Source organism: Clostridium sp. 16K-1-R1 (genome assembly GCF_023921145.1).
In the GTDB taxonomy this organism is placed as follows: Bacteria; Bacillota; Clostridia; order Clostridiales; family Clostridiaceae; genus Sarcina; species Sarcina perfringens.
Window position 1 is genome coordinate 3,105,393 of sequence record NZ_CP046515.1, and the last position, 11,565, is coordinate 3,116,957.

At 29.1% G+C, this 11,565-nt stretch carries 12 protein-coding genes; 2 read left to right on the forward strand and 10 right to left on the reverse strand.

What is annotated here, in order from left to right:
* Window positions 1-26: 26 nt before the first annotated feature.
* The 5 genes from GOM42_RS14020 to GOM42_RS14040 form a co-directional block, all read right to left on the reverse strand.
* Complete coding sequence (locus GOM42_RS14020; protein WP_003456770.1) at window positions 27-365, reverse strand: hypothetical protein; 339 nt, start codon at window positions 363-365, stop codon at window positions 27-29.
* A gap of 107 nt (window positions 366-472) precedes the next feature.
* The gene (locus GOM42_RS14025; protein ID WP_003456838.1) at window positions 473-1,717 is read right to left on the reverse strand and encodes an aminopeptidase P family protein; all 1,245 of its coding nucleotides are present in this window, start codon (window positions 1,715-1,717) and stop codon (window positions 473-475) included.
* A 147-nt stretch (window positions 1,718-1,864) separates the two neighbouring features.
* The gene (gene adhE / locus GOM42_RS14030) at window positions 1,865-4,462 is read right to left on the reverse strand and encodes a bifunctional acetaldehyde-CoA/alcohol dehydrogenase (protein WP_110077489.1); all 2,598 of its coding nucleotides are present in this window, start codon (window positions 4,460-4,462) and stop codon (window positions 1,865-1,867) included.
* A 428-nt stretch (window positions 4,463-4,890) separates the two neighbouring features.
* Window positions 4,891-5,409, reverse strand: coding sequence for a nucleoside recognition domain-containing protein (locus GOM42_RS14035; protein ID WP_003479331.1), 519 nt, complete (start codon window positions 5,407-5,409; stop codon window positions 4,891-4,893).
* An 11-nt stretch (window positions 5,410-5,420) separates the two neighbouring features.
* Window positions 5,421-5,999, reverse strand: a complete 579-nt coding sequence (locus GOM42_RS14040) for a nucleoside recognition domain-containing protein (RefSeq protein ID WP_003456692.1) — start codon at window positions 5,997-5,999, stop codon at window positions 5,421-5,423.
* A gap of 114 nt (window positions 6,000-6,113) precedes the next feature.
* Between GOM42_RS14040 and GOM42_RS14045 the strand changes: the two genes are divergently transcribed.
* Window positions 6,114-6,293: a hypothetical protein gene (locus GOM42_RS14045; protein ID WP_003450573.1), complete on the forward strand. Its 180-nt coding sequence runs from the start codon at window positions 6,114-6,116 to the stop codon at window positions 6,291-6,293.
* Between the two features lie 39 nt (window positions 6,294-6,332).
* Here the strand turns inward: GOM42_RS14045 and GOM42_RS14050 are convergent, their stop codons facing one another.
* The 5 genes from GOM42_RS14050 to GOM42_RS14070 all read right to left on the reverse strand — a co-directional run bounded on the left by GOM42_RS14050 (window position 6,333) and on the right by GOM42_RS14070 (window position 10,860).
* Window positions 6,333-7,700, reverse strand: coding sequence for an MATE family efflux transporter (locus GOM42_RS14050; RefSeq protein ID WP_003450630.1), 1,368 nt, complete (start codon window positions 7,698-7,700; stop codon window positions 6,333-6,335).
* A gap of 187 nt (window positions 7,701-7,887) precedes the next feature.
* The gene (locus tag GOM42_RS14055; RefSeq protein WP_003463058.1) at window positions 7,888-8,520 is read right to left on the reverse strand and encodes a hypothetical protein; all 633 of its coding nucleotides are present in this window, start codon (window positions 8,518-8,520) and stop codon (window positions 7,888-7,890) included.
* Window positions 8,521-8,632: 112 nt separating this feature from the next.
* Complete coding sequence (locus GOM42_RS14060) at window positions 8,633-9,325, reverse strand: cytochrome c biogenesis CcdA family protein (protein ID WP_003456899.1); 693 nt, start codon at window positions 9,323-9,325, stop codon at window positions 8,633-8,635.
* Window positions 9,326-9,328: 3 nt separating this feature from the next.
* A complete protein-coding gene (locus GOM42_RS14065; RefSeq protein ID WP_003456683.1) occupies window positions 9,329-9,757 on the reverse strand; it encodes a thioredoxin family protein in 429 nt (142 codons plus the stop codon).
* Between the two features lie 104 nt (window positions 9,758-9,861).
* Complete coding sequence (locus tag GOM42_RS14070; protein WP_003450596.1) at window positions 9,862-10,860, reverse strand: LacI family DNA-binding transcriptional regulator; 999 nt, start codon at window positions 10,858-10,860, stop codon at window positions 9,862-9,864.
* Between the two features lie 331 nt (window positions 10,861-11,191).
* On the opposite strand from GOM42_RS14070, the gene GOM42_RS14075 reads away from it, so the two are divergent.
* Window positions 11,192-11,521: a rhodanese-like domain-containing protein gene (locus GOM42_RS14075; protein WP_003462958.1), complete on the forward strand. Its 330-nt coding sequence runs from the start codon at window positions 11,192-11,194 to the stop codon at window positions 11,519-11,521.
* Window positions 11,522-11,565 lie beyond the last annotated feature (44 nt).

Consider the following 11,565-nt stretch of genomic DNA (forward strand, 5'->3'; position numbering starts at 1 on the left):
CTTGTAGAGTTCTATTATTTTATAGCCTAAATTTCTTCTTCATTTAATTTAGCTTCTAATACGGCTATTCTTTCTTTTAATTTATTTATTTCTTCTAAAGTAGATTTATTAGCTTCCTCAAACATAACTCTAAAATCTTCTTTTGTTAAAGGATTCATGTTGTCTAACTTAGTTATTATTTCGCTAGTTGCTTCAGTAGTTTTTTCTTGCATATCTCTTTTTAATTCTTCAGATAAAACTTTACCATCTTCAACAGTTATTTTCCCCTTAGCAACCATATCTTGTATAAAAGAATCTGTTTTTTCATAAGCAGTAGCTGCAGTTCCAATTCCAGCTAAGACAGCTTTTTTTAATTCATTTATCATAAAATCATCTCCTAAACCATAGTTTGCTCTTTAATTTTTATTACATTTTACTCTTAATTTCTTCAAATTTAAAGCTTATTATTCTTAAAATAATGTTAATTATAAAATTATCTATTACTCATGAACTTTTCTATATCTTCTACAGACTTGATGCATTCTTTTGTTAGAACTTCACAGCCATCTTTAGTAACTAAAACATCATCCTCTATTCTTATTCCTATAGCTTCTTCTTCAATATATAATCCTGGCTCTACAGTATAAACCATACCTTCTTCAAGAATGATATCTCTCTTACCAACATCATGAGTGTCAAGACCTAAACTATGTCCTATTGAGTGGAAATAATACTTTCTATAATCCTTTTTGTCTTCTATAAGACCTAATCTTACACAAGCTTCAGCTAAAAGATTATTTGCTTTGTCATTTATTTCATAGAATCCAACCCCTGGTCTAATAGCGTTTATTATCTCTTCATTTACTTTTAAAACTTCTTCATAAACCTCTTTTTGTCTCTTAGTAAACTTACCATTAGCAGGGAATGTTCTTGAAATATCTCCATTATAATAATTTACTTGAGCACCTAAATCAAAAAGAATTAAGTCTCCATCTTTTATTTCACTATTATTATCAACATAGTGTAAAGTAGCAGCATTTACTCCAGCAGCTGCTATAGTTTTAAAAGCATAATCTTTAACTCCATTTTGTTTTAAATAAAAGTCAAAATATGCTTCTAATTCATATTCTTTCATTCCAGGCTTACATTCTTTCATTAAAAGTTCTACACCCTTAGCTGTTATGTGAGCAGCCTTCTTTATTTCTTCTACTTCTTCTTTACATTTAATTTGTCTTAAAGAAGCTATATCAGAATAAACATCTTTTATAACTACTTGAGGATATCTCTCCTTAATTTCCTTTGCAAAACTTTGACTTTTACTCATTTCTTCATCAAATGAAACTCTTTCTAAATCTAAATAAAGATTTTCTGCAATTCCATTAGTAAAAATCATATTTAAATCACTTTTAAATTCTTCTAAATATTTTATATTTTCTATGCCAGATACTTCTTTAGCCTCATAATCTCTTATAGTTTTTCCAGTCCATCTTTCTTGCTCTAAATTTGGCTTTAGTATATAAAGGACTTCATCAACCACACCATTTATTTTCTTTATCATTAGTATATGCTTTTCTTCATCTACTCCTGTTAAATAATAAAAGTTTCTGTTTGGAGTAAATGGAAAATATTCATCTGCTGTTTTTCTTTTAGCCTCTCCTGCAAATAAAACTAATAATGAATTGTCTTCTAGTTTCTTTAATAAATTCTCTCTGTTTTTAGTAAAAACTAAACTTTTCATCTTAATCCCTCCAATTCCTATTTATTAAATTTTACCATATATAAGATTTAAAATCTTAACAAATAGTACATCTTTACATATTTTTATAGAAAAAAATACTCACTAGATTATCTAGTGAGTATTTATTATTATCTTATTTCAAAGCTATTAAACTCTGTCTTTTTTACCTTCGAAAGCATTGATGTACATTTGCTTGATTTCACTTATTAATGGGTATCTTGGGTTAGCACCAGTACATTGGTCATCGAATGCATCTTCACTCATTTTTTCTAATGTAGCGTAGAATGATTCTTTTGAAACTCCACAATCAGCTATTGTTGCAGGGATTCCAACTGTTTTCTTAAGGTTATCTATAGCCTTGATTAAGTTATTAACTTTTTCTTCTTCGTTCTTTCCACCTAATCCTAAGTAGTCAGCGATTACTGCATATCTCCATTTAGCATTTGGATATTTGTATTGTGGGAATGCAGCTTGTTTTCTTGGGTTGTCAACAGCGTTGAATCTTATTACATGGTCTATTAAGATTCCGTTAGCAACTCCGTGTGCTATATGGTGTTCTGATCCTAATTTGTGTGCCATTGAGTGACATACTCCTAAGAATGCGTTAGCGAATGCCATACCAGCCATTGTTGAAGCATGAGCCATTTTTTCTCTTGCTTTTATGTTTGTAGTACCTTCAGTGTAAGCTTGTGGTAAGTATTTAAATATTAATCTTATAGCTTCTAAAGCTAATCCATTAGTGTACTCTGATGCTAAAACTGAAACGTAAGCTTCTAAAGCATGAGTTAATGCGTCTATACCTGATGCAGCTGTTAATCCTTTTGGCATGTTCATCATAAGCTCAGCATCTATGATAGCCATATCTGGAGTTAATTCATAATCTGCTAATGGATATTTTACTCCTGATTCTTCATCAGTTATAACTGCGAATGGTGTTACTTCTGAACCAGTACCAGCTGATGTTGGAACTGAAATCATCATAGCTTTTTGACCCATAGTTGGGAATGGGTAAACTCTCTTTCTTATATCCATGAATCTCATTGCTAAATCTTCAAAAGCAACTTCTGGATGCTCATACATTACCCACATAATCTTAGCTGCGTCCATTGGTGAACCTCCACCAAGAGCTATGATTGCATCTGGTTGATAGCTTCTCATTGCTTCAGCACCTTTTTTAGCACATGCTAAAGTTGGGTCTGGAGTAACTTCTGAGAATACTCTGAAATCTACACCTATTTCTTCTAAAACACTTGTTATTTTATCAACATATCCTAGACTAGCTAATACGTTGTCTGTTACTATAAATACTTTTTTCTTGTTTAAATCTTTTAATTCTCTAAGAGCAACTCCTAAAGCACCATATTTGAAGTAAACTTTTTCTGGAACTCTGAACCAAAGCATATTTTCTCTCCTCTCAGCTACACTCTTAACATTCATTAAGTGTTTAGGACCAACGTTTTCTGAAACTGAGTTTCCACCCCATGATCCACAACCTAATGTTAATGATGGTGCTAGCTTGAAGTTGTATATGTCTCCGATAGCTCCTTGAGTTGATGGCATGTTTATTATTGTTCTACCAGTTTTCATAGTTGCACCGAATTTTTGAACTCTATCTTGTGATTTCATTGTATCAGTGTATAAAACTGAAGTATGTCCGAATCCACCAAGTTCAACTAATCTTTCAGCTTTAACTAAAGCTTCTTCGAAGTTAGCTACTCTGTACATTCCTAATACTGGTGATAATTTTTCATGTGAGAATGGTTCTTCTAATTCAACTGACTCAACTTCACCAATTAAAACTTTAGTATCCTTTGGAACCTTAACACCTGCCATGTCAGCTATTTTCCATGCTGATTGACCAACTATGTTAGCATTTAAGTTACCATTTATTAAAATTGTTTTTCTTACTTTATCTATTTCTTTATCTTTTAAGAAGTAAGCTCCTCTATCAGCGAACTCTTTTCTTACTTCATCATAAACTTTATCAACAACTAATACTGTTTGCTCTGATGCACAGATAACCCCGTTATCGAAAGTTTTTGATAATAATATTGAGTTTACTGCCATTTTTAAGTGAGCTGTTTCATCTATGATTGCTGGTGTATTACCTGCTCCAACCCCGATAGCTGGTTTTCCTGATGAGTAAGCTGCTTTAACCATTCCTGGACCACCAGTAGCTAGTATGATATCAGCTTCTGCCATTAATACTTGTGACATTTCAACTGATGGCTCATCTATCCATCCTATTATATCTTTTGGAGCTCCAGCTTTAACAGCTGCTTCTAAAACAACTCTAGCTGCTTCTATTGTTGAGTTTTTAGCTCTTGGATGTGGTGAAAAGAATACAGCGTTTCTAGTCTTTAATGATATTAAAGCTTTGAATATAGCTGTTGATGTTGGGTTTGTAGTAGGAACGATTGCTGCTACAACTCCTATTGGCTCAGCTATTTTAGTGATACCAAATGATTCATCTTTTTCTATAACCCCACAAGTTTTTTCATCTTTATATTTATTGTATATGTATTCTGCAGCAAAATGGTTTTTTATAACTTTATCTTCAACTATACCCATTCCTGATTCTTCAACAGCCATTTTTGCTAATCTGATTCTTTCATTATTAGCTGCTACTGCTGCTTGTCTAAATATTTCATCTACTTGCTCTTGAGAGAATTTTGAGAACTCTTTTTGAGCTGCTCTAACTTTCTCTAATCTAAGCATTAATTCATCTACATTTGTTACTTTCATGATACCCACCTCATTATAGATTAGTTTCTTATTTTCATAATATATGTAAAAATTAATTAAAAGCATTTAGTTAAGTTTTTAACTTTAATAAAATTCCATTTAAGAACTTTTTTTCATATCTTTTTTTGTTTTTAAGCGATTTAACTGCTCTGTAAAGTTTTTTACCAACCTTACGAGATTATAATACCATCTTTCAAAATCAAAATCCAGACTTTTTTTTACATTTCTTACATTTTATCGACAAAAATTCGTTATTTTTTTAACTATTTTGTGATTTTTTTATCAACTTTAAATATTTACATTTTAGTTAAACGATTTCTGTAATATTTTGGATTATTTCTGAGGTACTTTCATATTTAAATTAAATCATCTTTTGTGCTTCTTTTTTCCTTAATATTATGTTGCTATTTTTTTATTATTTTATTCATTTAAAGTCCAAAAAACATACTTACTACTAATACCGCCATTATAATAGCAGTTATATCAGCCATTAAAGCCGCCCAAAATGTATGTCTTATTTTCTTTATTCCAACAGCCCCAAAGTAAACAGTTATGGTGTAAAATATTGTTTCTGTTCCTCCCATTATTACAGAAGAAATTAATCCTTCCCTTGTATCTGGTCCTAAGGTATTTATTAATTCTGTATATACTCCTAAGGCTCCACTTCCAGATAGAGGTTTAATTAGTACTAGTGGAACAATATCCTTTGGTAATCCTATTAGAGAAACTATTGGCTCTAAAAGATTATTTAAATAATTAAGTAAATTAGCATCTTTAAATATTCTTATGGCAATCATCATAGCTAATAAAGCAGGAAAAATTTTAACGCATACCATTAGTCCTTCTTTTGCCCCTTCTAAAAACCATTCATAAACTTTTCTTCCCTTAAACATTCCATAGACTATTATTAAAAGAAATATTATTGGAATTATGTTATTTGCAATCAAAAGTATCCCTCCTAAAAGTATCTCTGCAAGATTTTACAGCATATGATTCCTACACAGCAGGCAGTAAAAGTACATATAATAGCAGGAATTATTATACTTGCAGGTTCACTTGAGCCAGCAGCTGCCCTAATTGATATAACTGTAGATGGAATTAACTGAATACAAGCTGCATTTATAACTAAAAATAATGCCATATCATTTGATGCCCTTCCATCCTTTTCTTTATTTATCTTGTTTAATTCGCTCATAGCCTTAATTCCAAGGGGAGTAGCTGCATTAGATAGTCCAAACATATTAGCAGTTAAGTTCATAACTATGGCTCCCATAGCCTCGTCACTATGAGAACTCTCCTTAAAGATCTTTTTTAATATAGGATTTAATAATTTTGCAACCTTATATGTTAACCCACTATTTTCTGCTATCTTCATTACTCCACACCAAAAACACATAATTCCTACTAAGGAAATTATAAATTTCACAGCACCTTCAGAAGATTCTGTTAAGCCAGTTGTAATCAACTCTCCCTGGCCTGTCATTATGCTAAAAATCAATCCTAAGGCTATAATTGCAAACCATATATAATTAATCATCTCTCCTCCTAAATCATAAGTAATTTCTGTATAATATATGCCTTGCATAGTTAGAATAGTAGTGTTACCATAAAACTACAAAGAACGAATTTACTTAAAAGGAGAATTTTTTATATGAACGAAAAAAATTTAAAATTAGCTCAACAAGATATAGATGAAGTTTTAAAAACTGTAGAAGAACTTGAAGTTCAAATAGATGATTTAAGTAAAGATGATTTAAAGCAAAAATTCGTTACTCTAACAGAGAAAGTAAGAAAACTTGAAGATTTATTAAAAGACGAAGGTATTATATAAAAGAAAGCTGAGTTTAGAAATTTCTAAACTCAGCTTTTTTTAAATCGCTTTTTCATCTTCTATACTATCTTCTTTTTTAAACTCTTTAATTATAAATAATCCAGTTATTATTGTAGACAAGAAGTCTGAAACTGTACCTGCTAACCAAACTCCTGTTAAACCTAATCCTGCAATCTTAGGTAAAACTAAGGTTAAAGGAATTAAAAGTATAACCTGTCTTAATAAACTTAAAAAAGTTGCTAACTTAGCTTTACCTATTGATTGGAAATAGTTAGATCCTATTATTGATATACCTATTATAGGCATCATAAATAAATATATTCTTAATCCTGGAACTCCTATTTCTAAAAGTTTAGGATCTGAATTAAACATACTTATTACTAAGGCTGGGAATGCTTGAATTAATATTCCTCCTAAAACAAGTATTGTTGTCGCTGCTATCATAGCTAACTTAACTGTTTTTTGAGCTCTTTCATACTTCTTAGCTCCATAGTTATATCCAATTATAGGCTGTGAACCTTGGTTTATACCAAATATAGGCATTAAAAATATCATTGCTATTGAAGAAATTGCCGCCATAGCTCCTATAGCTAAGTCTCCTCCATACATTCTTAGTGCATTGTTAGCTATTACTTGAACTACACTTGCAGCCATCTGCATTGAAAACGGAGCTACACCTATAGCTAAAACTATCTTAACTAATCTCCAATCTAATTTAAGAGTTTCAAATTTTAATTTTAAGTTTGATCCTCCTAATGTATAATAATAAAGCATTATTAATGTAGTAACTATTTGAGAAATTACTGTAGCTAAAGCCGCACCTTTTATCCCTAAATTAAATACAAATATAAATACTGCATCTAATATTACATTTATAATACATCCAAGTACCATTACCGCAGCTGACATCTTTGGATTTCCATCTGCTCTAATTGTACTATATAAAGAGAATGACATTAAATTAAATATAGTTCCTAAAAGTATTACATTTATATATTCCTTTGCATAAAAAATTGTAGCCTCACTTGCTCCAAATAAGTGTAGAATACTGTTTGCAAATACAATTCCAACAATAGTTAAAACTAAAGATATTATAGTTATTAAGACCACAGAGTTTCCTAATATTTTCTCTGCATCTTTTCTTTTATTTTGCCCAAATTTTATAGAGATGTTTGCAGTAGCACCAATCCCTATAAGCATTCCAAAACCAAGTAATATAGACATAATTGGCATAGTTATACCAACTCCAGTAATGGCCATTGGCCCAACGCCTGGAATGTGTCCAATAAATATTCTATCAACAATATTATAAAGTGCATTTACAAGCATACCTATAATAGCTGGCACCGAATACTTGATCAAAAGCTTTAATTCTGATTCTTCCCCTAATAATTTTTGATCCTTCATAAGCCTCTCCTCCTTTAAATCTATATTTCTTAAATATATACTAACTTTTCTATTATACATGAATTTTAATTTTTTAGTCAGTGAAATTTTAAAATAAAAAACTATATAGGAAATCAAACTTTTTCTCTCCATAAATTTAACTATCTATAGATAAATAAATTTGACTCTTATATAGTCTTTAAAAATCTCAAACCGTTACTTCTTTATATATTAAATTTCCACCTATTAAGGTAAGAGCTGTAATAATATTTAAAACTAGTGAAAATATTATTATTGATAAAACACTTTGATTTAAAAACATTGCAAAGGTCATTGTAAAAAAGTTAATTATAAAAACTAAAGCAAACTGCTTTAAAAGAATATCTAAAAAATTATTTTTTACTAATAAAAAACTTTTTCTTATGCTTTCTATTACATTTATATTTTCAAATATAGAACATTGCATAGCTATTACAAAAAAGATTGATATTACTATTCCTAAAGGTGCAAATATGCTTGAGCCTAAAGAAACAGCAAAGTTTTGTATAAGGAATACTCCTAGAGGAAATAAAGGGTTTTTAAAGGCTGATTTTATAGTCTCAATCCAAGATACCTTTTCACCTCTAATAAAATTGTTAGCTAACTTTATTATAGCTATTGATGAAAATCCTAAGCTGAATATACCAATTACTGAAAATATAGCATTTCCTCTCCCTATAATAGTAGGAAGTGCAAAAAGCACAGATATTATTGCTATATCTCCTAAATTTTTAATAAATATGTTAAATACAGATTTTAAAAATTGTCCAACTGATAATTTTTTATTGATATTTTGATCCATAAAAATCCTCCAATCAAAATTTATATTAATAATTATCATATCAAAATTAGTATAAGTTTTGCTTGAGTTCATTTTAATTTAACACTTTCTGTATATTTGGTTTACATATTTTCTATACTCCAAGATAAAATAAGTATAATCCAACTAATATTATAATTGTTCCTAATATATTTTTTAATACTCTTCCTATCTTTTTGCCATTTTCAGAGTAGGCTATTTTCTCAACTAATCCAAAGGATGTTCCAGCTAAAATTATTAAAACACTATGACCTAATGAATACATTAAAAGCATTATCATTCCTATTACTAAGTTACCACTAGCAGCTATAAAGGCTATTATTGCTGCCATTATAGGTGTTGCACAAGGAGATGCTAATATTCCACTTAATATTCCTAAAAAGAAGGCATCTAAAATTCCCTCTCTTCTTTTAGTGATTTTACAAGCCTCTTTTTTATCTCCAAATAAATTTATTACATCAAGAACTTGTAGCCCTGATCCTATCATAATAAAAGCCAATATTATATACCAAAACTTTCCTGCACCTAAAAAGGCTTTTCCTATTAAGGCTGTAAGTAAACCTATTACAGTAAATGTTATTCCAAGTCCAATTGAAAATATCAGTGAATACTTAAATGCTTTCTTATTATCCTTAACCTCACTACCTTGAACATATCCTATTAATAATGGAATAGATGAAAGGGTACATGGACTAAAAGAGGCTACTACTCCTGCAAAAAATGATAGTATTATGGCTAAAAATATATTATTAGATATGACACTATTAAAATAAGCTAAAAATTCCATATTCTATTTAACCCCCAAAGAATTTAAAATGGTTTCTATATTATTCTTTCTCATAAGCCCTTGATGAACATAGAATTTATTACCTTCTTTATCTAAAAACACAGTAGTTGGAACAATATTAGCATCATATTTATATGCTAAATCTATATTTTTCTCCTCTTCTAATCTAGCATAGTAAATATTAAATTTTCCTTCTCTTTCTTTTGAAACATAACTTAACTCTTTTTGCATTTCGACACAATAAGGACAAGTATCTGTTTTAAACATTATTATTGTTGGTATGCCCTCTTTTGCTTCTTCTAAATTTTCAACCACATTAATTGACTGAAAATTTATTTGCTTTATTCCCTCAATATAGTTTTTTCCAATATATATACCTATTAGGGCGAAAAGAATTAAACCTAATATTATTAATTTTCTCTTATTTTTCACCTCCAACTCCTCCCTTACTAAAATTTAAATTTTTCCATAAATAAAAAAAGGTAACATAATTTAATCTTATGTTACCTAATGATTATGCATTTTTTATGCATTAATTACTTACAGCTATCTCTTTCTATTAAATCATGATCTAATACAAAATGATCTTGATCTAAAGGTTTATTATTTATTATTTTAATTAACATTCTCATAGCTATTGATCCCATATCATACATTGGTTGTGATACAGTAGTTAATTTTGGATAAAATACATGTGCTAAATCTATATCGTTAAATCCTATAACGCTAACTTCTTCAGGAACCTTTATTCCTTTATCTCTTAAAGCGTTTATAGCCCCCATAGCTATTTCATCTGAAGCACAGATTATTCCTTCTATTTTTTGACCATTTTCAAGCATTGCTAAAATAGCATCATATCCAGTCTTAACTTTTAAGTTTTTAAAGTAAGTTAATTCTTCTTTCATTTCTATTCCAGCATCTTTTAATGCAGCTTGGTATCCTTTGTATCTTTTACCCCAAGCATTATTTAGGTCACCTTCTACACCTATGAAAGCTATGTTTTTCATACCTTTATCAATTAAATGATTAGTAGCTTCATATGTAGCTTTTTCATTATCTATAGTTACACTTGGGAACTTACCATTTTGCTCATCATTTTCAACTAAAACTGTTTTTAAATCTAATTCATTTATTAAATTTAAAGTTTCTTCTCCTAGTGATGAACTCATGTAAAGAACACCATCAACCATTTTTTCCTTAAGAACTCTTAAGTATTCCTTTTCTTTTTCTAAATCTAAGTCTGAATTACATAACATTACATTATATTTATATATGTTAGCTACGTCCTCAGCACCTCTAACTATTTCAGGATATATTTGGTTTGATATATCAGGTACTAATATACCTACAGTTCTTGTTCTATGTGTTTTTAAACTTCTTGCCACTATATTAGGTCTATATCCTAGTTTTTTTATAGCTTCTAAAACTTTTTTCTTAGTTTCTTCGTTTACAACGTCTATGTCATTTAATACTCTTGAAACTGTTGCTATTGACACTCCAGCTTCTCTAGCAACGTCTTTAATTGAAGCAGCCATCTAACTCAACTCCTATACTCTAACTTATTACCTATCTATTTCTTAATACTTCAATATTATAATGATAACTTTACATTTATACAAGGAATTTATGTATATTTCTGCAATTTGGTCAAATTCCTTTTAATTTTTTTTCAAAAAAACGTTTTCTTATTAATAATTGTAATAAAATTCAAATATTAATTCAATGCAAATATTATTATATATTATAAATTTTTCTAAAATAATTGAATTATGTTGTATAATCAAATATATTATTACTTATTGATATATTAACCATACTTTTAAAAATTTATAATAAATAAAAGAGAATTTCTAGGAGGAAACTTTAATGTATAAAGATATAGATATAACAGAATCTATAAAATTAATAGATGAAAATAAAGATTTACTAATTTTAGATGTAAGAACTGAAGAAGAGTATAAGGAAGATGGATATATTAAAAATGCTAAACTTATTCCTTTAGGAAGATTACTATTCTCTATAGATGAACTTGATGGATATGAAGATTCACCAATACTTGTTTACTGTAGAAGAGGTTCTAGAAGTATGCAAGCCTGTGAAATTTTAGAGGATAATGGCTTTACAGAACTTTATAATATGATGGGCGGATTTTCAAAGTTAGTTAATGAAGGACCAAAAGAACTTTGGAATAAATAAATTACATAAAAAAAGAGAGCAATAACTTGCTCTCTTTTATTTTA

Excerpts from the sequence above, each read along its gene's own strand:
- GOM42_RS14020 (WP_003456770.1), bottom strand. The coding sequence starts at position 365 with ATGATAAATGAATTAAAAAAAGCTGTCTTAGCTGGAATTGGAACTGCA.
- GOM42_RS14025 (WP_003456838.1), bottom strand. The coding sequence starts at position 1,717 with ATGAAAAGTTTAGTTTTTACTAAAAACAGAGAGAATTTATTAAAGAAA.
- adhE (WP_110077489.1), bottom strand. The coding sequence starts at position 4,462 with ATGAAAGTAACAAATGTAGATGAATTAATGCTTAGATTAGAGAAAGTT.
- GOM42_RS14040 (WP_003456692.1), bottom strand. The coding sequence starts at position 5,999 with ATGATTAATTATATATGGTTTGCAATTATAGCCTTAGGATTGATTTTT.
- GOM42_RS14045 (WP_003450573.1), top strand. The coding sequence starts at position 6,114 with ATGAACGAAAAAAATTTAAAATTAGCTCAACAAGATATAGATGAAGTT.
- GOM42_RS14050 (WP_003450630.1), bottom strand. The coding sequence starts at position 7,700 with ATGAAGGATCAAAAATTATTAGGGGAAGAATCAGAATTAAAGCTTTTG.
- GOM42_RS14055 (WP_003463058.1), bottom strand. The coding sequence starts at position 8,520 with ATGGATCAAAATATCAATAAAAAATTATCAGTTGGACAATTTTTAAAA.
- GOM42_RS14060 (WP_003456899.1), bottom strand. The coding sequence starts at position 9,325 with ATGGAATTTTTAGCTTATTTTAATAGTGTCATATCTAATAATATATTT.
- GOM42_RS14070 (WP_003450596.1), bottom strand. The coding sequence starts at position 10,860 with ATGGCTGCTTCAATTAAAGACGTTGCTAGAGAAGCTGGAGTGTCAATA.
- GOM42_RS14075 (WP_003462958.1), top strand. The coding sequence starts at position 11,192 with ATGTATAAAGATATAGATATAACAGAATCTATAAAATTAATAGATGAA.